This window comes from Pseudomonas sp. AK-TSAG1-1 (assembly GCF_056821665.1).
In genome coordinates this window covers 5,980,634-6,002,854 of sequence record NZ_CM165965.1, presented here as the reverse complement: position 1 = coordinate 6,002,854, position 22,221 = coordinate 5,980,634, and the positions used below count along the sequence as shown (strand labels likewise).

Genomic DNA, 22,221 nt, shown 5'->3' with positions numbered 1-22,221 from the left:
GCGGGCTCGCTCCCACAGGAGTTGCGCGTAACCTGTGGGAGCGAGCCCGCTCGCGAATTGTTTTTTGGAGGCAAGAAAAAATGCGTGTATGGATCGATGCCGACGCCTGCCCCCGGGCAGCGAAGGATCTGGTGGTGAAGTTCGCCCTCAAGCGCAAGTTCGAAGTGGTGCTGGTGGCGGGGCAGCCGCAGATCAAACCGGGGCTGGCGATCGTCAAACTGATCGTGGTGCCGAGCGGCCCGGATGCGGCGGACGATTATCTGGTGGAGCACGCAGTGCCCGGTGAACTGGTGATCTGCAGCGATATTCCGCTGGCCGATCGTCTGGTGAAGAAAGGCGTGGCGGCGCTGGACCCGCGCGGCAAGGAGTTCGACGCACAGAACATGGGCGAGCGGCTGGCGGTGCGCAATCTGTTCACCGACCTGCGCGAACAGGGCCAGATCAGTGGCGGCCCGGCGCCTTTCGGCGAGCGCGAGAAGCAGGCCTTTGCCAATGCGCTGGATCGCATCCTCACCCGGCTCACCCGCAAACCCTGAACATTACACAGATCCCTTGTGGGAGCGGGCTTGCTCGCGAAGGCGTCGTATCAGCCAACATTGATTTGCATGACGCACCGTTTTCGCGAGCAAGCCCGCTCCCACATTTGTTCTGCATGCCGTCAGAGATCAGGCATCTTTTTCGTGGGTCAATTCCAGAACGCGGTCGACCAGTTTGTTGATCCCCGAAGCCGCCTCACTGATGTTCTGCGCCAGCATGTAAGCCGGGGTGGTCACCAGTTTGCGTGCCTTGTCTTCGATGATGTCGCTCACCGCGCAGTCTTCGTGGGTGGCACCCATCTTGTTCATCGCCGTCGCGGTGTCGGCATCGTTGCCGATGGTGCAGGTCACGCCCGGGCCGTAGATCTTCGCCGCCAGCGCCGGCGAGATGCACATCAGGCCTACCGGTTTACCCGCTTCGGCAAACGCTTCGGCCAGTTCCAGCACCTGCGGCTGCACGCTGCAACCGGCGCCTTCGACGGCGAAGTTCGAGAGGTTTTTCGCCGCACCGAAACCGCCCGGCACGATCAGCGCGTCGAAGTCGTCGACGTTGGCTTCGCGGATGTCCTTGATATTGCCGCGGGCAATGCGCGCCGATTCCACCAGGACGTTGCGCGTCTCGGGCATTTCTTCGCCGGTCAGGTGATTGATCACATGCAATTGCGCAATGTTCGGGGCGAAGCACTGCACCTGCGCGCCGCGTTGATCCAGGCGCAGCAGGGTGATGACGCTCTCGTGGATCTCGGCGCCGTCGTACACGCCGCTGCCGGACAGGATCACTGCAACTTTTTTGCTCATGGGTTTCTCTCCAGATTCATGGCGCTAAATGTCCACTAATTTGTCGCGCGTTGCCATAGGGTGATTGGGCGGCTACACCTAGGATCTGTCCATAGAATCCGACCGGGGCGCGCCATGGACTTCATTCTGTATGCAGTGCCGTTTTTCTTCGTGCTGATCGCCGCCGAACTGCTCGCCGACCGCTGGCGCGGAGTGCGCCACTATCGCCTCGCCGACTCGGTGAACAGCCTCAGCGCCGGGGTGTTGTCGACGACCACCGGGCTGCTGACCAAGGGTCTGGGGCTGGTGACCTATGCGTTTGCTCTGGAACACCTGGCGCTGCTCAGGCTGCCGGCGGACAGTGTCTGGGTCTGGGTGTTTGCCTTTGTGTTCTATGACTTCTGCTATTACTGGCTGCACCGCCTGGGTCATGAGCGCAACATCCTCTGGGCGGCACACTCGGTGCATCACCAGAGCGAGGAGTACAACCTCTCCACGGCGTTGCGCCAGACCAGTACCGGGTTCCTGCTGGGCTGGATCTTCTACTTGCCGATGGCGGTGCTCGGCGTGCCGCTGCTGGTGTTCGTCAGCGTCGCGGCGATGAATCTGCTGTATCAGTTCTGGGTCCACACCCGGCACATTCCCAAGCTCGGCTGGTTCGAGTGGTTCTTCGTCACGCCATCCAATCATCGGGCCCACCATGCACAGAACGCTCTCTACATGGATCGCAACTACGGCGGGGTGTTCATTCTTTGGGATCGGCTGTTCGGCACGTTTCAGGAAGAGGACGACAATGAACCGGTGATTTTCGGCGTGACCACGCCGCTGGCGAGCTGGAATCCGCTGTGGGCCAATGTGCAGTTCTATGCGCAGTTGTGGGACGACGCGCGCCGCGCCGAAAGCCGCTGGGACACACTGCGGATCTGGTTCATGCGCACCGGCTGGCGTCCGGCGGATGTCGCGTTGAAGTATCCGCTGAACAAGCCGGATCTGCGCCGCTTTCGCAAGTTCGAGGTGCCGCTCGACAGCCGTCGAAAGGGCTACGTGGCGCTGCAGTTCTGCGTCTATATCGCGTTGGGCAGTTACCTGATGGGGCAGGCGCCGCAGCTGCCGATCGCCGCGCTGGTGCTCGGCTGGGTCGCGGTCGCATCGGGTCTGTTTGCGCTGGGCGTGGCTCTTGAGAATCGCCCGTGGGCGTTGAAGGTGGAGCTGCTGCGGCTGGGGTCAAACGTACCGCTGGTGTGGCTGGCGCCATTGCTCGGATTATGGCCGGCCAGCCCGTTGGCCTGGGCTGGCTTGCTCGGTTACAGCTTGCTCAGCGGCCTCGGGCTGTATGGCTGTCGCCAGCGCGTTACTCGGCTGGCGTCTTAGGTTCGGCGGGTTTGGCTGCTTCTGCCTGATGCAGACGCGCGGCGTGTGCGGCTTGCTCGTCGGCGTAAACCTGCTTGGCCAGGCGCGCATTCTTGAACCGGCGACGCAGCCACAGGCCGACACCCAGTACCAGCAGCGCGCCGAGTACCCACAGTTCGTACTTCTTGATGCTGCCGAGCATGCCTTCAAGCACTGCGCCGAAGTGGTAGGCGGCGGCTGCCAGGGCAGTGGCCCAGATCGCCGCACCGATGCCGTTGAGCAGCAGATAACGTCCCGGCGGATAACCCGACAGGCCGATCGCCACCGGCATCACCGTGCGTAGACCATAAACGAAGCGGAAGCTCAGGACCCAGATGTCCGGATGCTTGCGAATGTGTTCCAGCGCGCGGTCGCCCATCATCTGCCAGCGCGGTTTGCGCGCCAGCAATTTGCGCCCGTGCTTGCGCCCCAGGAAGTACCACAGCTGATCGCCGGCATAACTGCCGAAGAACGCCACGACCACCACCAGGTTGATGTCCATGTATCCACGGAACGCGAGGAAGCCTGCGAGCACCAAGATGGTTTCGCCTTCGAAGAACGTGCCGAGGAACAAGGCAAAGTAGCCAAAGTCATGCAGAAATTGTTGGAGCATTGTCTGGGTGCTGGCGAAATGAACGCGCAGCCTAACCCTTCGGACACATTCATGAAAGTGTCCAAATGTGTCTCGACGTGAACAATTCCTACACTAACAATGGAATGCGGCTACGTGTCACGGGGTACGCACAACTGTAATCTGTTCGTCATAATGGCCGTCTATAACTGTCACGCTCGCCCGTTTGCGCGGGCTCAGGAGTCTGCCGTGAGCTTTACCCCTGCCAACCGTTTGTTCCCCGCCACCCGTTTGCGCCGCAATCGTCGTGATGATTTTTCGCGTCGGCTGGTACGGGAAAACGTGCTGACGGTCGATGACCTGATCCTGCCGGTGTTCGTGCTCGACGGTGAAAACCGTCGCGAAGCCGTGGCCTCGATGCCCGGTGTCGAGCGCCTGACCATCGATCTGCTGCTCGAAGAAGCGGCGAAATGGGTCGATCTGGGTATCCCGGCGCTGGCGCTGTTCCCGGTCACTCCTCCTGAATTGAAAACCCTCGACGCCGCCCAGGCGTGGAACCCTGAAGGCATCGCCCAGCGCGCCACCCGTGCCCTGCGTGAGCGCTTCCCTGAACTCGGCGTGATCACCGACGTTGCGCTCGACCCGTTCACCACCCACGGTCAGGACGGCATTCTCGACGAAGAAGGCTACGTGCAGAACGACATCACCGTCGATGCACTGGTCAAACAGGCACTGTCCCATGCCGAAGCCGGCGCTCAGGTCGTGGCACCGTCGGACATGATGGACGGTCGCATTCAGGCGATTCGCGAAGCGCTGGAAATCGCCGGTCACGTCAATGTGCGGATCATGGCCTACTCGGCCAAGTACGCCAGCGCCTACTACGGTCCATTCCGCGATGCGGTCGGTTCGGCGTCGAACCTGGGCAAAGCCAACAAAGCCTCTTATCAGATGGACCCGGCCAACAGCGACGAAGCGCTGCACGAAGTCGGCGCGGACTTGTCTGAAGGCGCGGACATGGTCATGGTCAAACCCGGCATGCCGTACTTGGACATTCTTTTGCGGGTAAAAGATGCCTTCAAAGTGCCGACCTTCGTCTATCAGGTTAGCGGCGAATACGCCATGCACATGGCGGCGATCCAGAATGGCTGGTTGAGCGAGGCGGTGATTGTCGAATCACTGACCGCCTTTAAACGTGCCGGTGCTGATGGCATCCTGACTTACTTTGCTGTCCGTGCCGCTCAATTGTTACGAGAGCAGAAATAGCCCTCCCAGGAACATTCGATGAATACCGAAGGACTCACAGAAGTTGCAGTAAAAGAAGCTCAGCCGGTGGTGGAACAAATCACCGAAACCCCGCCGGAACTGGAGCCTGCGCCACCCGCGCCGGTTGCCGAGGCCGCAGCGGCGGCACCGGTGATCGCGATTCCCGGCCTGGATGACAGCAGCCTGTACATCCACCGCGAGCTCTCGCAACTGCAATTCAACATCCGCGTGCTGGAACAGGCGCTGGACGAGTCCTATCCGTTGCTGGAGCGGTTGAAGTTCCTGCTGATCTTCTCCAGCAACCTCGACGAATTCTTCGAGATTCGCGTCGCCGGCCTGAAGAAACAGATCACCTTCGCCCGTGAACAGGCCGGTGCCGACGGCCTGCAGCCGCATCAGGCGCTGGCGCGGATCAGCGAGCTGGTGCACGGTCACGTTGACCGCCAGTACGCGATCCTCAACGACATCCTGTTGCCGGAGCTGGAAAAGCACCAGGTGCGCTTCATTCGTCGCCGCAACTGGACGACCAAACTCAAGACTTGGGTGCGCCGTTATTTCCGCGATGAGATCGCACCGATCATCACCCCGATCGGCCTCGACCCGACGCACCCGTTCCCGTTGCTGGTGAACAAGAGCCTGAACTTCATCGTCGAGCTGGAGGGCATCGACGCCTTCGGCCGCGATTCCGGTCTGGCGATCATCCCCGCACCGCGCCTGCTGCCACGGATCATCAAGGTTCCGGAAGAAGTCGGCGGCCCGGGCGACAACTATGTGTTCCTGTCGTCGATGATTCACGCCCACGCCGATGACCTGTTCCAGGGCATGAAGGTGAAGGGCTGCTACCAGTTCCGCCTGACCCGAAACGCTGACCTGGCGCTCGACTCCGAAGACGTCGAAGACCTTGCGCGCGCCCTGCGTGGCGAGCTGTTCTCGCGGCGCTACGGTGATGCCGTGCGTCTGGAAGTTGCCGACACCTGCCCGAAACACCTGTCGGACTACCTGCTCAAGCAGTTCAACCTGAGCGAGACCGAGCTGTATCAGGTCAACGGTCCGGTCAACCTGACGCGTCTGTTCAGCATCACCGGTCTGGACAGCCACCCGGAGCTGCAATACACGCCGTTCACCCCACAGATCCCGAAACTGCTGCAGAACAGCGAGAACATATTCAGCGTCGTCAGCAAGCAGGACATCCTGCTGCTGCACCCGTTCGAGTCGTTCACGCCAGTGGTCGACCTGCTGCGTCAGGCGGCGAAAGACCCGCATGTATTGGCCGTGCGCCAGACGCTGTACCGCTCTGGCGCCAACTCGGAAATCGTCGACGCGCTGGTGGACGCCGCACGTAACGGCAAGGAAGTGACGGCGGTCATCGAGTTGCGCGCACGTTTCGACGAAGAGTCCAACCTGCAACTGGCTAGTCGTCTGCAAGCGGCCGGTGCGGTGGTGATCTACGGCGTGGTCGGCTTCAAGACCCACGCCAAGATGATGTTGATCCTGCGTCGCGAGGCCGGCGAGATTGTGCGTTACGCGCACCTCGGTACCGGTAACTACCACGCCGGCAACGCCCGTCTGTACACCGACTACAGCCTGCTGACCTCCGACGACGCGTTGTGCGAAGACGTCGGCAAGCTGTTCAGTCAGTTGATCGGCATGGGTAAAACCCTGCGCATGAAGAAGCTGCTGCATGCGCCGTTCACCCTGAAGAAGGGCATGCTCGACATGATTGCCCGCGAGACCCAGTTCGCCCTCGACGGCAAACCGGCGCACATCATCGCCAAGTTCAACTCGCTGACCGATCCGAAGATCATCCGCGCGCTGTACAAGGCCAGCCAGTCGGGCGTGCGCATCGATCTGGTGGTGCGTGGCATGTGCTGCCTGCGTCCTGGGATTGCCGGGGTTTCGCACAACATCCATGTGCGCTCGATCATTGGTCGCTTCCTCGAGCACACCCGGGTGTTCTACTTCCTCAACGGTGGCGAGGAGCAGATGTTCCTTTCCAGTGCCGACTGGATGGAGCGCAACCTCGACAAACGCGTCGAGACTTGCTTCCCGGTCGAAGGCAAAAAGCTGCTGACCCGCGTGAAGAAAGAGCTGGAGTTGTACCTGACCGACAACACCCACAGCTGGAGCCTGCAGTCGGATGGCCGTTACATTCGCAACACGCCTACCGGCAACCAGAACCCGCGTAGTGCGCAGGCGACGTTGCTGGAGCGGTTGGGTAGCCCGATTTTGCCGGTGAGCAGCTGAGGTCTTAAAAGCCAAAAGCCCCTCACCCTCTCCCATTGGGAGAGGGCTGGGATGGATTCAAGAAACACCACAGGCTTGTAGCCGAACGCTCAAGCCCAATAAAAAAGGCGATCCCTGCGGATCGCCTTTTTTGTGCCTGAGATTTAACTCAGTGAACAGTGAGGACAATCCCCACCCGCGTCAGCCACTCGGCTTCAAGCCCGAAATCCGCTTGGGTCAGCTGATTCTCATCCAGCCAGTTCTCCGGGAATTCCACGTCAAGGTTGTTGCCCTTGGCATGCAGCACCACCTGCGGCATCGCCTGGGTGCCACGGATGTGGTGGAACAGGATCGCAAAGCGCAGCAGCACGCACAGGCGGATCAGCTTGTCGCCGTCGTCACCGAACTCGGCGAACTTGTCCTTGGGAATGTTGCGGCGGTGGCCACGCACCAGGAGCGCGAGCATCTGCTGGTCTTCACGGGAGAACCCGGCGAGGTCCGAGTGCTCGATCAGATAGGCGCCGTGCTTGTGGTAGTGATAGTGCGCGATATCGAGGCCGACTTCGTGGACTTTCGCCGCCCATCCCAGCAGTTCGCGCCAGATACCGTCGTCCAGCTCCCAGTCGGCCGCGACCTGATCGAACGCGTGCAGCGCCTTGCGCTCGACCCGTGCAGCTTGTTCCAGGTCGACGTGATAACGCTCCATCAGCGAAGTCAGGGTGCGTTCACGCACGTCTTCGTGATGATGGCGACCGAGCAGGTCGTAGAGCACGCCTTCACGCAGCGCGCCTTCGCAGTGATCCATGCGTTGCAGTTCGAGGGCGTCGAAGATCGCTTCGAGAATTGCCAGGCCTGCGGGGAAAATCGCCCGACGATCTGGCTTGATGCCTTCGAAATCGATCTTGTCGACATCGCCAAGCTTGAACAGGCGACGCTTGAGCCACGCCAGGCCTTCGGCGTTGACTTCGCCGGTGCCATGGCCACCGGCCTTCAGCGCCAGGCCGATGGCGCGGATGGTACCCGAGGAGCCGATGGCTTCATCCCAGGTCAGGCGGTGCAGGGCGTGTTCGATGCTCATGATCTCCAGCCGCGCTGCGGTGTAAGCCTGGGCGTAGCGCGCCGGGGTGATCTTGCCGTCCTTGAAGTAACGCTGGGTGAAGCTGACGCAGCCCATTTGCAGGCTTTCGCGCAGCAGCGGTTCAAAACGCTGCCCGATGATGAACTCGGTACTGCCGCCGCCGATGTCAGCCACCAGGCGCTTGCCCGGGGTGTCGGCCAGGGTGTGCGAGACACCCAGATAGATCAGGCGCGCCTCTTCACGGCCGGAGATGACCTCCACCGGGTGACCGAGGATTTCTTCGGCGCGGTGGATGAACTCCAGACGGTTGCGCGCTTCACGCAGGGCGTTGGTGCCAACGATGCGCACGGCGCCCAGTGGCATGCCGTTGATCAGTTGGGCAAAGCGCTTGAGGCAATCGAGCCCGCGCTGCATGGATTCTTCGTTGAGATGGCGCTCATCGTCGATGCCAGCGGCGAGCTGAACCTTCTCTCCGAGGCGCTCCAGAATACGGATTTCACCGTTCTGGGCCTTGGCCACGACCATGTGAAAGCTGTTGGAGCCCAGGTCGATTGCGGCGATCAGGGACAGATTCTTGGCTTTGGATTGCGGCATGGTCTGGGGGTCTCGGTCGATAACCCCGACATCGTGCCACGATCAAACGCTGGCGCCAACGCGCATGGTTCAAACCCTTGATCCTGCGCATAAAAGCTGGAGACCGCGGCGCGGCCATTCGCGAGCAAGCCCGCTCCCACAGGTGACCGCATTCCCATGTGGGAGCGGGCTTGCTCGCGAAGAGGCCTCTACAGTCTCTGCAAACTCATCAGGCTGTCGCTTCGACGGTACCAATGAAATTCGCCAGCTCCGGCGTCTGCGGATGGGCAAACAACACCTTCGGATCCCCCACCTCATGCACTTTGCCATGGTGCATGAACACCAGTTTGTCGCCGACCTCCCGGGCGAAGCGCATTTCGTGGGTGACCATGATCAGCGTCATGCCTTCCCGGGCCAGTTGGCGCACCACGGCCAGCACTTCATTGACCAGCTCCGGGTCCAGCGCCGAGGTGATCTCGTCGCACAGCAGCACTTTCGGCGACATCGCCAAGGCTCGGGCAATCGCTACACGCTGCTGCTGACCGCCGGAAAGGCGATCCGGAAATGCATCGAATTTTTCCCCCAGGCCCACGCGCTCGAGCATCTTGCGCGCCAGTTCGGCAGCCTTGGCCTTAGGGACTTTCTGTACCACTTGCGGGGCGAGCATCACGTTTTCGCCCACGGTCAGGTGTGGGAACAAGTTGAACTGCTGGAACACCATGCCGACTTTCTGCCGCAGGCTGCGCAGGTCGGCGCGGGCGGCGTCGAGGTATTCGCCGTCGACTTCGATCACTCCGTCGTTGATCGATTCCAGACCGTTGAGGGTGCGCAGCAGGGTCGATTTGCCCGAGCCGCTGCGGCCGATGATGGCCACCACCTGGCCTTCCTCGACACTCAGGTCGATGCCTTTGAGCACGTGGTGATCGCCGTAGTATTTATGCAGGGCGGAAATTCTAAGCAGAGGCATGCAGTCTCCTTTCCAGGTAGCGCGCACTGAGCGACAAGGGGTAGCAGAGCAGGAAGTAGCCGAGGGCGACGAGGCCGTAGACCATGAACGGTTCGAAAGTGGCATTGGCGAGCATGCCGCCGGTTTTGGTCAGCTCGGTGAAGCCGATGATTGAGGTCACCGCTGTGCCTTTGACCACTTGCACCGAGAAACCCACGGTCGGCGCCACGGCGATGCGCAGCGCCTGCGGCAGAATCACGTAGCGCAATTGCTCCAGAGGGTTCAGCGCCAGGCTTGAAGAGGCTTCCCATTGGCCATGGGGAATTGCTTCGACGCAACCGCGCCAGATCTCCGCCAGATAGGCGCTGGTAAACAGCGTCAGGGCAATCGCCGCGGCCATCCACGGCGAGATTTCGATCCCGGCCAGCGCCACACCGAAGAACACCAGAAACAGCTGCATCAGCAGCGGCGTGCCCTGGAACAGCTCGATCCAGGTGCGGGCGATGCTGCTCGGCAAGGGATTCTTCGAGATGCGCATGATCAGAATCAGCAACCCGACGATCCCGCCGCCGATGAAGGCCACCAGCGACAGTGCCAGCGTCCACTGCAGACCGGTGAGCAGGTTGCGCAGGATGTCCCAGAAGGTGAAGTCGCTCATCGGCTGCTCCTCGCGATATAACGGCGGCCGACCCAGTTCAGCAATTGGCGGATCAGCAGCGCCATGCACAGATAGATCAGGGTGGTCAGCGCATAGGTTTCAAAGGCGCGGAAGTTGCGCGACTGAATGAAGTTGGCGGCGAAGCTCAACTCCTCGGTGGCGATCTGCGAGCACACCGCCGAACCGAGCATGACGATGATGATCTGGCTGCTCAGGGCCGGCCAGACCTTGCCCAGTGCCGGCAGCAGGACCACGTGGCGGAACGCTTCGAAACGGCTCATCGCCAGTGCGGCAGCGGCCTCCAATTGCCCACGCGGGATCGCCTGAATGCCGGCGCGAATGATCTCGGTCGAATACGCGCCGAGGTTGATCACCATCGCCAGCACTGCCGCCTGCCACTCGGAAATCTGCACCCCGAGTGAGGGCAGGCCGAAGAAGATGAAGAACAACTGCACCAGAAATGGCGTGTTGCGGATCAACTCGACGTAGACGCCGAAGATCGCCGAGAACGGGCGGATGTTCCACGCCCGCACCAGCGCGCCGACAATCCCCACGCCAACGCCGAGCAGCGCACCGATGGCCGTCAGCTCAAGGGTAAACAGCGCCCCACGCAGCAGCAGGTCGGTGTTTTCCAGCACCGGCAAGAAATCGAACTGGTAAGCCATGAAAATCTCCCGCGCAGTCGATCAGAGATCGGCCGGCAGCGGCTCTTTGAGCCAGGTCTGCGAGTTCTTTTCCAGCGCGCCGTCAGCCTTGGCGGTGGTCAGGATGTCATTGACCTTGGCCAGCAGCGCCGGCTCGTTTTTGTTCACGCCGACGTAGACGGGAGAGTCCTTGAGCTTCACTTTCAGCGCCGGCACGCGTTTCGGGTTTTTCTCGCTGATCGCGACCATCACCACGTTGCCGCTGGCGATCAGGTCGACCTGGCCTGCGAGGTAGGCGGCGATGGTCGAGTTGTTGTCTTCGAAGCGCTTGATGGTCACGCCTTCCGGGGCGACCTTGGTCAGCTCGATGTCTTCGATGGCGCCACGGGTGACGCTGATGGTTTTGCCCTTGAGGTCGTCGAGCGTGGAGATTGCGGCATCAGGCGGGCCAAACACCGCGAGGTAGAACGGCGCGTAGGCGTGGGAGAAGTCGATGACTTTCTCGCGCTCGGGGTTCTTGCCCAAGCTTGAGATCACCAGGTCGACCTTGCCGGTGGTGAGGAACGGGATGCGGTTGGTGCTGTTGACCGGGGTCAGTTCGAGTTTGACCTTCAACTGGTCGGCCAGCAGTTTTGCCGTGTCGATGTCCAGGCCGCGAGGCTTCATGTCCGGGCCGACCGAGCCGAACGGCGGGAAGTCCTGGGGCACGGCAACTTTCAGCGTGCCGCGTTTGACCACGTCGTCCAGACCGTCGGCGTGGGCGGGCACCTGGCTCAGCATCAGGCTGGCAAACAGGGCGGCGAGGAGGGCACTGTAACGCTTGGTCATGGACAATCTCCGGATCGGCGGGAAGTGATTTCTGCGATCGGACAGAGCACGGGCCATGCCAACAGCCCGGTCTGTTCCCGGCAGGCCGCGGTTTCCTTGGGTTTGTTCGGTCTTACTGGTCTGAACAGTCAGGGTGTTTTTCGCACCCCGATAGCGCATCGCGCCAAGGCGCCGAACCCCGCTGGGGCACGACTTGCCGGATCCGGCGAATAGCTTTACAACTAGCCGCACCTTGGCCTGGCTCGTCTGAACAACCATGAACTCGATCTCTCGCGCCGTACCTGAAGTGGCGCTGCAAGCGATTCGCAAACTGATCACTGAACAGGGTTTCGGCCCGGGCGAGGCGTTGCCCTCGCAACGGGATCTGGCGGTGCAACTGGGGGTCAGTCGGGCGTCATTGCGTGAGGCGCTGTCGTCGCTCAGCGCACTGGGCGTGGTCAGCATCCAGCCGGGCAAAGGCGTGTTCGTGCAGGTGCCGGTGGAGTTGGCGCGCAGTGATAGCGCTCCGGGCTGGCCGTTTGCGGCGCAGGCCTCGCCGCTCGATATTTTTCAGCTGCGCTATGCCCTGGAAGGGTTTGCGGCAGGGCTGGCGGCGGTGACCTTGAGCACGTTCGATCTGGATGCGCTGGAGGACAACGTCGCGGCGATGCGTGAGCAGTTGAAGGCGGGTGACTTCGAGGCGGCAGCCAGGCTCGACTTCGAATTCCACCAGCGGATTCTGCTGGCCAGCGGCAATCAGGCGATGCTGAGCATCCTCACCGCCAGTGCCGAGATTTTTCTGGAAAGCCAGAAGCTACCGTTCATCCGCGCCGAACGGGCGATGGAAACCTGGCAGGAGCACCGCAAGATTCTCCGCGCACTGGCCCGCCGGTCGTCCGCCGCTGCCCAGAAAGCCATGCAGGAGCACGTGCGCAACGCAGCACTGCGCACCGGCATCGCCTTTATCGCCCCCGCCAGCGCGTGAGTTGAGCTATACCCAGACTCATGGGGCGCCATAGCAAGACTCAATCATCTGCGGCTTCCTGAACAAGGGAAGGGCGGATATGATGGGCCACGTTTTTTTGCTTACAACCTGGAGAATTCCATGAGCAGCGATCTTATCAAACACGTTAGCGACGCCAGCTTCGAAGCCGACGTACTCAAGGCCGAAGGCGCTGTACTGGTCGACTACTGGGCTGAATGGTGCGGCCCTTGCAAAATGATCGCTCCGGTTCTGGACGAGATTGCCGAGACCTACAAAGGCAAGCTGACCGTTGCCAAACTGAACATCGACGAAAACCAGGAAACTCCGGCCAAGCACGGCGTGCGTGGTATCCCGACGTTGATGCTGTTCAAGAACGGTAACGTTGAAGCGACCAAAGTCGGCGCCCTGTCCAAGTCGCAACTGGCCGCTTTCCTCGACGCCAACATCTAAGCGTCGCCGTAAAGTGCCCTGAAAAAGCCCCGCAAATTGCAGGGCTTTTTGCGTATTCAGGGCTAGACGCTCCGAAACTCAGGTGGTACATTCGGCCCCGCACTGGTTTCTCCACTGCCCCCTGCTAGCCGTCGCCGACGCACTCCTTTTCGAACAAGTTCGCGATCCTGTCGCCTTCTCCGCGGCGCGGCCTCATTAAGCCAAAAGCTTAATTTCCCCCCCTCCATAAATGATTACGTCATTCCTATATGAATCTGACTGAACTCAAGCAAAAGCCGATTACCGAACTGCTCGAATTGGCCGAACAGATGGGCATAGAAAATATGGCCCGTTCGCGCAAGCAGGACGTGATTTTCTCCCTGCTGAAAAAGCACGCGAAAAGCGGCGAGGAAATCTCCGGTGATGGCGTGCTGGAGATTCTCCAGGACGGCTTCGGCTTCCTGCGCTCCGCTGACGCTTCCTACCTGGCCGGCCCGGACGATATCTACGTCTCGCCGAGCCAGATCCGTCGTTTCAACTTGCGCACCGGTGACACCATCGTTGGCAAGATCCGCCCTCCAAAGGAAGGCGAGCGTTACTTCGCCCTGCTCAAGGTCGACACGATCAACTTCGATCGTCCCGAGAACGCGAAAAACAAGATTCTCTTCGAGAACCTGACCCCGCTGTTCCCGACCGTGCGCATGAAGATGGAAGCCGGTAACGGTTCCACTGAAGACTTGACCGGTCGTGTGATCGACCTGTGCGCCCCGATCGGCAAAGGCCAGCGTGGTCTGATCGTTGCACCGCCCAAAGCCGGTAAAACGATCATGCTGCAGAACATCGCCGCGAACATCGCCCGTAACAACCCTGAAGTGCACCTGATCGTGCTGCTGATCGACGAGCGTCCGGAAGAAGTTACCGAAATGCAGCGCACCGTGCGCGGCGAAGTGGTTGCCTCGACCTTCGACGAGCCGCCGACCCGTCACGTGCAGGTTGCCGAAATGGTGATCGAGAAGGCCAAGCGCCTGGTCGAACACAAGAAGGACGTGGTGATCCTGCTCGACTCCATCACCCGTCTGGCCCGTGCCTACAACACCGTGATCCCGAGCTCCGGCAAGGTCCTGACCGGTGGTGTCGATGCTCACGCCCTGGAGAAACCGAAGCGTTTCTTCGGCGCTGCGCGCAACATCGAAGAAGGCGGCTCGCTGACCATTATCGCCACCGCACTGGTTGAAACCGGTTCGAAGATGGACGAAGTGATCTACGAAGAGTTCAAGGGTACCGGCAACATGGAACTGCCTCTGGATCGCAAGATCGCCGAGAAGCGCGTGTTCCCGGCCATCAACATCAACCGTTCCGGCACCCGCCGCGAAGAGTTGCTGACCGCCGACGACGAACTGCAGCGCATGTGGATTCTGCGCAAGCTGCTGCACCCGATGGACGAAGTTGCCGCCATCGAGTTCCTGGTCGACAAGCTGAAAACGACCAAGACCAACGACGAGTTCTTCCTGTCGATGAAGCGTAAGTAACATCGCAGGCAGTGCCCGAAAATGGCATCCCGCACGGGGTGCCATTTTTTTTGCCTGAATTATGGGAGGTTCGTGATCTGTTAAGGTCTGTGACTGGGCAAAATAACCAGCAGCATTTGTGAGCCTTTTCGAGTCATAGGCTCAAGCTGTACAAAAAACAACCATCTGATTGGCATTAAAGATTTATGAGCACACTCGCTTATCGAAGGGATATCGACGGCCTGCGCGCAGTCGCAGTGATCGCCGTGGTGCTGTTCCACTTTGGCGTCCCGGGGTTTACCGGCGGATTTGTCGGCGTGGACGTGTTCTTCGTGATTTCCGGCTACCTCATCACGTCGATCATCTGGAACCAGCGTCAGGCGGGTCGTTTCAGCTTCGTCGAGTTCTGGGCGCGGCGTGCGCGGCGAATTCTGCCGGCGCTGTTCGCGATGATCATCGCGGTGCTGGCGGTAGGCTGGTTCCTGCTCGCACCCAAGGATTACGAGGAACTGGGGCGCTCGGTGCGTTATCAGGTGACGTTCGTCTCGAACCTTCTGTTCATGCGCCAGGACGGCTACTTCGATGTCGCCTCTGACCTGAAACCGCTGCTGCACACCTGGTCGCTGGCGGTGGAAGAACAGTTCTACATTGTCTTCCCGCTGTTGCTGACGCTGCTCTCGAGTCGGCTGAAACACTGGCGGCTGGCGCTGTTCGGCGTACTGCTGGTGTCGTTCGGGTTGAGTGTGTGGGCGATCAATCATCACCCGGAAAAAGCCTTCTTCCTGCTGCCGATGCGGGCCTGGGAGTTGCTGGCCGGGGCGATGCTGGCGATTGCGCCGAAACACGCCTGGCGCTTGAAGCCGCTGGCTGCACAAGCGTTGAGCATCCTGGGCATGGGGCTGATCCTGCTGGCGGTGTTCGTCTATGACAAGTCGACGCCGTTCCCGGGGGCCACGGCCTTGTTGCCGGTGCTGGGCGTAGTGCTGCTGATTCTGGCCAACGGTCATCGCGAGACCCTGGTGGGTCAATTATTGAGCAGCCGAGTGATGGTCGGCCTCGGCCTGATTTCCTATTCCTGGTATCTGTGGCACTGGCCGGTGTTCGTGTTTTCCAGCTACGCCAGTGTCGATGAGCCGGGTGCGCTCGACACCGCCGGTTTGATCCTGCTGACGCTGGTGCTCGGTTATCTGTCGTGGAAATTCGTCGAAACCCCGTTCCGCGAGCGGCGTTTGCTCGCTGGGCGTCGCCAGGTGCTGCTGGCCGGTTTCTGCGGCATTCTGGTGCTTGGTCTGGCCGGGCAAGCCTTGCGCTGGACCGATGGCCTGCCATGGCGCCTTTCCGAGCAGGCACTGCAATACGCCAAGGGCCGCGAGTGGCGGCCGGAGTTGATGGCGTGCCTGGCGGACGACAAGACCCCGGACGACAAGCTGTTCTGCCATTACGGCGTGACGGATCTGCCGACTCGCGCGCTGGTCTGGGGCGACAGTCACGCCACCGCGCTGATCCCGGTGTTCGATGACGGTGCCAAGGCCCACGGCGTCAGCGTGATCCTGGCCAGTTCCCCGGGATGCATTCCGGTCGATGGGCTGGAGCATGACGGTGTGTGTGCGCGGTTCAATAAGCGGGTCGAGCAGGGGCTGAAGGCGCAGTCGGTCAGCGATGTGGTGCTGGTCGCGCGGTGGAGCCTGTATCTGTACGGCGATGCCAAAGGCGATCTGGGTCATGTGCTGAGAACGACCGACGGCCGCTATGATCGCGCCGACGCCGAACGGCGGCTGGCCGAAGGTCTGCGGGCACGGGTGGCGCAATTACGCGCCGCCGGGCATCGCGTATGGCTGGTGAAAGAGGCGCCGCTGCAAGCCTTCAGCCCGCCGTATCGCCTGACGCGTCTGGCGATGCTCGATCGTCCGGTCGATGAAGTCGGGCTGGACGTCGAGGCGCACCACAAGCGCCAGGTATTCATCAGTCAGCTGTTCGCCCAGCTCGCGCAGGATGATCCGGCGGTGCGGGTGGTCGATCCGGCGCCGCGCCTGTGTGATGACAAGGGCCTGTGCCACGCCGAACTGGGCGGTTATTCGCTGTACACCGATGACAATCACCTGTCCGAAGTCGGTGCACGCTTTGTGGCACCGATCCTCGAGCCGCTGTTTATCGGCCTGCAAGCCCGGGAAAACCTTGGCAAAGCGCAGACGAATGCAGCCAAGTAAGCAGCGACAGGCTGCCACAGGCCGGCATAGCAGGTAGGATGTACGCCTATTTTGAGGGTGCCATCGTCAATGAAATTCAAGGATCTTCGGGATTTCGTGCAGCAGCTTGAGCAGCGCGGAGAGTTGAAACGCATCCAGATTCCCGTCTCGCCGGTGCTGGAGATGACCGAGGTGTGCGACCGCACACTGCGGGCCAAGGGCCCGGCGCTGTTGTTCGAAAAGCCGACCGGCTACGACATTCCGGTGCTCGGCAACCTGTTCGGCACCCCCGAGCGGGTCGCGATGGGCATGGGCGCCGAGTCGGTCAGCGAGCTGCGCGAAATCGGCAAGCTGCTGGCCTTCCTCAAGGAGCCGGAGCCGCCGAAGGGCTTGAAGGATGCGTGGTCGAAACTGCCGATCTTCCGCAAGATCATCTCGATGGCACCCAAAGTCGTCAAAGATGCGGTGTGCCAGGAAGTGGTCATCGAAGGCGACGACGTCGACCTGGCGATGCTGCCTGTGCAGACCTGCTGGCCCGGCGACGTCGGCCCGCTGATCACCTGGGGGCTGACCGTCACCAAAGGTCCGAACAAGGATCGCCAGAACCTCGGCATCTACCGTCAGCAAGTGATCGGCCGTAACAAGGTGATCATGCGCTGGCTCAGCCACCGTGGCGGTGCGCTGGACTATCGCGAGTGGTGCGAGAAGCATCCGGGCCAGCCGTTCCCGGTGTCTGTCGCGTTGGGCGCTGACCCGGCGACCATCCTTGGCGCCGTGACGCCAGTGCCGGACAGCCTCTCCGAGTACGCCTTCGCCGGCCTGCTGCGCGGTAACCGCACCGAACTGGTCAAATGCCGCGGCAACGACCTGCAAGTGCCGGCCACTGCCGAGATCATCCTCGAAGGCGTGATCCATCCGGGCGAGATGGCCGACGAAGGCCCGTACGGCGACCACACCGGTTACTACAACGAAGTCGACAGCTTCCCGGTGTTCACTGTCGAGCGCATCACCCACCGGATCAAACCGATCTACCACAGCACCTACACCGGCCGTCCGCCGGATGAGCCGGCAATCCTCGGCGTGGCGCTGAACGAAGTGTTCGTGCCGATCCTGCAGAAGCAATTCCCGGAAATCACCGACTTCTACCTGCCGCCCGAAGGCTGCTCGTACCGCATGGCCATCGTGACGATGAAGAAGTCGTATCCGGGGCATGCCAAGCGCGTGATGCTCGGTGTCTGGTCGTTTTTGCGACAGTTCATGTACACCAAGTTCGTTATCGTCACCGACGACGATATCAACGCCCGCGACTGGAACGACGTGATCTGGGCCATTACCACGCGCATGGACCCCAAGCGCGACACGGTGATGATCGACAACACGCCAATCGACTACCTCGACTTTGCCTCGCCGGTCTCCGGCCTGGGGTCGAAAATGGGCCTGGATGCCACCCACAAGTGGCCAGGCGAAACCACTCGCGAATGGGGTCGCGTGATCGTCAAGGACGACGCCGTTACCCAGCGGATCGATGCCATCTGGAATCAGTTAGGAATAGATTGATGCGTGTAACCCTGCAGCCCTCCGGAGCGGTGCTTGAGATACGGCCCGGCGAGCGGATTCTCGATGGTGCGCGGCGCCTGGGCTACGAATGCCCGCAAAGCTGTCGCAACGGCAATTGTCACGTGTGTGCCGCGCTGCTGGTGGAAGGTCGGGTCGAGCAGGCCGGCAAGGTGCACGACCACGGCGAGTTCTACACTTGCATAGCCGAGCCGCTGGAAGACTGCATCCTGCTGTGGGATGGCGTGCTCGCGCTGGGAGAACTGCCGGTGCGCAGCCTGTCGTGTCAGGTCATCGAATGCCGGGACGTCGGCGGCGACACCTGGCGCGTGCGCCTGCGGGCGCCGGCCGGCAAGCCGCCGCGCTATCACGCCGGGCAGTACCTGATGATCGAGCGCGAGAGCGGCGAGAAGTCGGCGTTCTCCATGGCCTCGGCGCCGCATGGCGGACGTGATCTGGAAATCCACGTACTGGCGCGTGAGCCCAGTGCGCTAAGCCTGATCGAGCAACTGCAACGCAACCCGCTGGTGCGCGTCGAACTGCCGTTCGGCGACACGCACCTCGCCGAATTGCCCGACGGGCCGCTGGTGCTGATTGCCGCCGGCACCGGCATGGGCCAGATCCACAGCCTGATCGAACACTGCCGCGCCAACGGCTTCAAACACCCGGTGCATTTGTATTGGGGGGTGCGTCGTCCGGAAGATTTCTACGAAATCGAACACTGGGATGAATGGCTGAAGCTGCCTAACCTGTTCCTGCACAAAGTGGTCAGCGACCAGTGCGGTTGGGAAGGACGCTGCGGGATGTTGCATCAGGCGGTATGTGAGGACTTCGCGGATCTGAAGTCCCTGCACGTCTACGCCAGCGGCTCGCCGGCGATGGTCTACGGTACGCTGGATGCGCTAGTGGAAGCCGGCATGGATGCGCACCAGATGCGCGCCGACGTGTTTGCCTATGCGCCGCGCTCTTGAGCCGCGCTCTTGAGCCGCGCGAATTGAGCCGCGCGAATTGAGCCATGTGAATTGAGCCGAGCCTGAGTCCCCGTCCCTAGAAACGCACCCCGGTTGTCACCATCGCCGCATTGGCGCCGAGAAACACCAGCTCGGCGGCCAATGGGCCATAGTGAGTGCCGACGGACGGAATGATCACCGGCGCAACGCCGTAGCGATTCAACGGGATCTTGTCTTTGTAATCACCGCGATAGCCCTGCAACAGCCCACCGGTAACTTTCAGATACAGCGGATATTCGCTGCTGTCATAGCGTTTGCCGAGATAGGCATAGTTCGAGCGCTGGCGGAACGAATTGCGGAAAGTTGCCCCGCCAAATACCCAGCCGGAAGCCTGATTGCGTTCGATGCCGATCAAGTCCTGATGATTATTGTGCTCGGGGTCGGGCGAATAATGGCGGGTATAGACACTGGTCTGTGCGTACCAGAACCCCTTGTCCTTCTGTGAGTCCTCCTCGGCCAAAGCCTGGCCGGTCTGGATCAATAACAGTGCGGCCAAAAGCCTTGGTTTTTTCATGATGCAGCCTCGGTTAAACGGATGGCTTGCGCCAGAGGAAGGCCGTTATACGTAGGCGTTCAGCGACGGGAAAGACAGAAAGTCCGACATTTTAGTAGGAAGATTCCTGCATTTTCTTGAACCGATCCTGAACAAGCGAAGGCTTATGCATATTTCATTCGGGTATTTAAGATATTTTGGCAAGGGTATTAGGCTATATAAAAGCCGTTGGCCGAAGCTGATAATCGCGCTTTAGCGCTATTGAACAGGTCATACATCCTTTAGCACTTTTCGTTTTACAGTTACTGCTATATGTTCTATCAAGCGAATTGTGCTTACATCTTGTAATACTTGCGGGGCCGAACACTTCCGTCATGACAGCCATTGAATCTGCTTTTGTGAATCTGGCTTACCCTCCGCGGCTCGATCTGGGGCCGCAGCTGACCCACGAACAACTTCTCGTCTCGATGCAATCGACCATGGCGCGCCACAAGGGCGGCCCGGTATGGCTGTTCGCCTACGGTTCGCTGATCTGGCGTCCGGAGTGTTCGGCTGTGGAGCGGGTGCGCGGACGCGTCCACGGCTACCACCGCGGCCTGTATCTGTGGTCGCATGAACATCGCGGGACGCCGGAGATGCCCGGGCTGGTGTTCGGTCTGGATCGCGGCGGTTCATGCAGCGGCTTCGCCTATCGGCTGCCGGAAGAGAACCTTGACGGCGCGTTGTACGCGCTGTGGAAACGCGAGATGCCGTTCCCGTCCTATCGCCCACACTGGCTCAACTGCCGGCTTGAAGATGGCAGTCAGGTACAGGCGTTGGGATTTGTTCTGGAGCGACACCTGCCCAGCTATGCCGGCAACTTGCCGGATCATGTGCTGAGCCAGGTGTTCGAAAGCGCTTGCGGGCGCTACGGCACGACTCGCGATTATGTCGAGCAGACCGTCCACGCCCTGCGCAGCCACGCCATGCCAGACCGGAATCTGGAGGCGCGGCTCAAGCGCTGCAAGTCAAAGGTCGATCAGGCGAGCGATTCTCGGCCCTGACTGGCGACTTTCTTGTGCCACAACGTGGGAGCCAGGCAAACCATCGCCATGATGCAGCCGCCCACCAACAGCACGAAGCCGCCGTCCCAGCCGAAATGGTCCACGGTGTAGCCCATTGCTGCACTGGCCGCGACCGACCCACCCAGATAACCAAACAGACCGGTGAAGCCTGCTGCAGTGCCGGCGGCTTTCTTCGGTGCCAGTTCCAGCGCCTGCAAACCGGTCAACATCACCGGGCCATAGATCAGGAAACCAATGGAGAACAGCGCGATCATGTCGATGGTCGGGTTGCCCGGCGGGTTGAGCCAGTAGACCAGCGTCGCCACGGTGACCAGCGCCATGAATACCATGCCGGTCAGGCCACGATTGCCACGGAAGATCTTGTCTGACATCCAGCCACAGAGCAGCGTGCCTGGAATACCGGCCCACTCGTAGAAGAAGTACGCCCACGAGGTGGTGTCCACGGTGAAGTGCTTGGCTTCCTTCAGATACGTCGGGGCCCAGTCCAGTACGCCGTAGCGCAGCAGGTAGACGAAGACGTTGGCCATGGCCACGTACCAGAGCATTTTGTTGCGCAGCACATACTTGACGAAGATTTCCTTGGTGCTGAATTCGTCTTCGTGGCTGGCATCGTAGCCTTCGGGGTAATCGTTCTTGTACTGCTCGATCGGCGGCAGGCCAACCGACTGCGGGGTGTCGCGCATGGTCATGAACGCGAACGCCGCCACGCCCAGGGCCACTGCAGCCGGCACGTAGAATGCCGCATGCCAGTCATTGAACAGGCCCATGCCGAGCAGGAACAACGGACCGATCAGGCCGCCCCCCACGTTGTGCGCCACGTTCCACACCGAAACTACGCCGCCGCGCTCTTTCTGCGACCACCAGTGCACCATGGTCCGACCGCTCGGCGGCCAGCCCATGCCCTGAGCCCAGCCGTTGATGAACAACAGAATGAACATCATGGTCACGCTGGACGTCGCCCACGGTGCAAAACCGAAGACGAACATCACGCCTGCCGAGATCAGCAAGCCGAACGGCAAGAAGAAACGCGGGTTGGAACGATCGGACACCAGGCCCATCAAGAATTTCGACAGGCCGTAAGCGATCGCGATGGCCGACATTGCCACGCCCAGTTGACCCCGGGTGTAGCCCTCGTCGATCAGGTACGGCATGGCCAGCGAGAAGTTTTTGCGCAGCAGGTAGTAACCCGCATAACCAAAGAAGATACCGGCGAAGATCTGCCAGCGCAGGCGTCGGTAAGTACTGTCTATTTTTTCTTCAGGCAATGGAGCCTGATGTGCGGCAGGACGAAAGAAAGCAAACATTCAAGAGCTCCAGATTTCTTGTTTTGACTGCGGATGCGAATGTTACAGTTTCGTTACCGAAAATAGCACCGGTTCGCATCAGCAAAACAGTGGAAAATGTTGGAAGTCGCATGTTCCTTTACGAACCTGTCGCTCAGCTGTAAGAACAGGGCGTTTTCACCACCTGTGAACATGTGGGGGCTTAGACTCGCGGTCAGTTCAGCCTATTGATCAGCAGAGATAA

20 protein-coding genes are annotated in these 22,221 nt (G+C 60.8%); 11 read left to right on the top strand and 9 right to left on the bottom strand.

Features of this window, described 5'->3' with window-relative positions:
- Window positions 1-80 precede the first annotated feature (80 nt).
- Window positions 81-536, top strand: coding sequence for a YaiI/YqxD family protein (locus AC1UK9_RS27265; RefSeq protein WP_025113275.1), 456 nt, complete (start codon window positions 81-83; stop codon window positions 534-536).
- Window positions 537-665: 129 nt separating this feature from the next.
- Here AC1UK9_RS27265 and elbB read toward each other — a convergent pair whose 3' ends face one another.
- Window positions 666-1,334 (bottom strand): isoprenoid biosynthesis glyoxalase ElbB, encoded by a 669-nt coding sequence (gene elbB, locus AC1UK9_RS27260; RefSeq protein WP_025113276.1) that lies wholly within the window; start codon window positions 1,332-1,334, stop codon window positions 666-668.
- Between the two features lie 114 nt (window positions 1,335-1,448).
- Here elbB and AC1UK9_RS27255 point away from each other — a divergent pair, with 114 nt between their 5' ends.
- Window positions 1,449-2,684, top strand: a complete 1,236-nt coding sequence (locus AC1UK9_RS27255) for a sterol desaturase family protein (protein WP_473013885.1) — start codon at window positions 1,449-1,451, stop codon at window positions 2,682-2,684.
- Here AC1UK9_RS27255 and AC1UK9_RS27250 read toward each other — a convergent pair.
- Complete coding sequence (locus AC1UK9_RS27250) at window positions 2,665-3,315, bottom strand: DedA family protein (protein ID WP_025113278.1); 651 nt, start codon at window positions 3,313-3,315, stop codon at window positions 2,665-2,667. The two genes, AC1UK9_RS27255 and AC1UK9_RS27250, sit on opposite strands and share 20 nt — an antisense overlap.
- A 207-nt stretch (window positions 3,316-3,522) precedes the next feature.
- Here AC1UK9_RS27250 and hemB point away from each other — a divergent pair, with 207 nt between their 5' ends.
- Both hemB and ppk1 read left to right on the top strand, forming a co-directional pair.
- Complete coding sequence (gene hemB / locus AC1UK9_RS27245; RefSeq protein WP_025113279.1) at window positions 3,523-4,536, top strand: porphobilinogen synthase; 1,014 nt, start codon at window positions 3,523-3,525, stop codon at window positions 4,534-4,536.
- An 18-nt stretch (window positions 4,537-4,554) separates the two neighbouring features.
- Window positions 4,555-6,780, top strand: coding sequence for a polyphosphate kinase 1 (ppk1, locus tag AC1UK9_RS27240; protein ID WP_025113280.1), 2,226 nt, complete (start codon window positions 4,555-4,557; stop codon window positions 6,778-6,780).
- 148 nt (window positions 6,781-6,928) lie between these two features.
- On the opposite strand, the gene ppx is transcribed toward ppk1, so the two are convergent.
- The 5 genes from ppx to AC1UK9_RS27215 form a co-directional block, all read right to left on the bottom strand.
- On the bottom strand, window positions 6,929-8,431 hold the full coding sequence (gene ppx, locus AC1UK9_RS27235) for an exopolyphosphatase (protein ID WP_025113281.1): 1,503 nt from the start codon (window positions 8,429-8,431) through the stop codon (window positions 6,929-6,931).
- A gap of 208 nt (window positions 8,432-8,639) precedes the next feature.
- A complete protein-coding gene (locus AC1UK9_RS27230; protein ID WP_025113282.1) occupies window positions 8,640-9,377 on the bottom strand; it encodes an amino acid ABC transporter ATP-binding protein in 738 nt (245 codons plus the stop codon).
- The gene (locus tag AC1UK9_RS27225; RefSeq protein ID WP_025113283.1) at window positions 9,364-10,014 is read right to left on the bottom strand and encodes an amino acid ABC transporter permease; all 651 of its coding nucleotides are present in this window, start codon (window positions 10,012-10,014) and stop codon (window positions 9,364-9,366) included. The genes AC1UK9_RS27230 and AC1UK9_RS27225 overlap by 14 nt, the downstream gene beginning before the upstream one ends.
- Window positions 10,011-10,679: an amino acid ABC transporter permease gene (locus AC1UK9_RS27220; RefSeq protein WP_473013884.1), complete on the bottom strand. Its 669-nt coding sequence runs from the start codon at window positions 10,677-10,679 to the stop codon at window positions 10,011-10,013. The genes AC1UK9_RS27225 and AC1UK9_RS27220 overlap by 4 nt, the downstream gene beginning before the upstream one ends.
- A 21-nt stretch (window positions 10,680-10,700) precedes the next feature.
- Complete coding sequence (locus AC1UK9_RS27215; protein WP_025113285.1) at window positions 10,701-11,486, bottom strand: transporter substrate-binding domain-containing protein; 786 nt, start codon at window positions 11,484-11,486, stop codon at window positions 10,701-10,703.
- Between the two features lie 256 nt (window positions 11,487-11,742).
- Here AC1UK9_RS27215 and AC1UK9_RS27210 point away from each other — a divergent pair, with 256 nt between their 5' ends.
- The 6 genes from AC1UK9_RS27210 to AC1UK9_RS27185 all read left to right on the top strand — a co-directional run bounded on the left by AC1UK9_RS27210 (window position 11,743) and on the right by AC1UK9_RS27185 (window position 19,098).
- Window positions 11,743-12,450 (top strand): FadR/GntR family transcriptional regulator, encoded by a 708-nt coding sequence (locus AC1UK9_RS27210; RefSeq protein WP_482578827.1) that lies wholly within the window; start codon window positions 11,743-11,745, stop codon window positions 12,448-12,450.
- A 120-nt stretch (window positions 12,451-12,570) separates the two neighbouring features.
- Window positions 12,571-12,900: a thioredoxin TrxA gene (gene trxA, locus AC1UK9_RS27205; protein WP_003206727.1), complete on the top strand. Its 330-nt coding sequence runs from the start codon at window positions 12,571-12,573 to the stop codon at window positions 12,898-12,900.
- Window positions 12,901-13,148: 248 nt separating this feature from the next.
- Window positions 13,149-14,408 (top strand): transcription termination factor Rho, encoded by a 1,260-nt coding sequence (gene rho / locus AC1UK9_RS27200; protein WP_003229334.1) that lies wholly within the window; start codon window positions 13,149-13,151, stop codon window positions 14,406-14,408.
- Between the two features lie 185 nt (window positions 14,409-14,593).
- Window positions 14,594-16,594, top strand: a complete 2,001-nt coding sequence (locus AC1UK9_RS27195) for an acyltransferase family protein (RefSeq protein WP_473013881.1) — start codon at window positions 14,594-14,596, stop codon at window positions 16,592-16,594.
- A 69-nt stretch (window positions 16,595-16,663) separates the two neighbouring features.
- Complete coding sequence (gene ubiD, locus AC1UK9_RS27190) at window positions 16,664-18,130, top strand: 4-hydroxy-3-polyprenylbenzoate decarboxylase (protein ID WP_008048693.1); 1,467 nt, start codon at window positions 16,664-16,666, stop codon at window positions 18,128-18,130.
- Window positions 18,130-19,098, top strand: a complete 969-nt coding sequence (locus tag AC1UK9_RS27185; RefSeq protein WP_025113288.1) for a CDP-6-deoxy-delta-3,4-glucoseen reductase — start codon at window positions 18,130-18,132, stop codon at window positions 19,096-19,098. Before ubiD ends, AC1UK9_RS27185 begins: the two co-directional genes overlap by 1 nt.
- A 76-nt stretch (window positions 19,099-19,174) precedes the next feature.
- On the opposite strand, the gene AC1UK9_RS27180 is transcribed toward AC1UK9_RS27185, so the two are convergent.
- A complete protein-coding gene (locus AC1UK9_RS27180) occupies window positions 19,175-19,651 on the bottom strand; it encodes a sn-glycerol-3-phosphate transporter (RefSeq protein ID WP_482578826.1) in 477 nt (158 codons plus the stop codon).
- A 353-nt stretch (window positions 19,652-20,004) separates the two neighbouring features.
- Here AC1UK9_RS27180 and AC1UK9_RS27175 point away from each other — a divergent pair, with 353 nt between their 5' ends.
- Window positions 20,005-20,673 carry a gamma-glutamylcyclotransferase gene (locus tag AC1UK9_RS27175; RefSeq protein WP_025113290.1) on the top strand — a complete coding sequence of 223 codons (669 nt, stop codon included), beginning with the start codon at window positions 20,005-20,007 and terminating at the stop codon, window positions 20,671-20,673.
- On the opposite strand, the gene glpT is transcribed toward AC1UK9_RS27175, so the two are convergent.
- Window positions 20,649-21,998, bottom strand: a complete 1,350-nt coding sequence (glpT, locus tag AC1UK9_RS27170; RefSeq protein WP_482578825.1) for a glycerol-3-phosphate transporter — start codon at window positions 21,996-21,998, stop codon at window positions 20,649-20,651. The genes AC1UK9_RS27175 and glpT overlap by 25 nt on opposite strands.
- Window positions 21,999-22,221 lie beyond the last annotated feature (223 nt).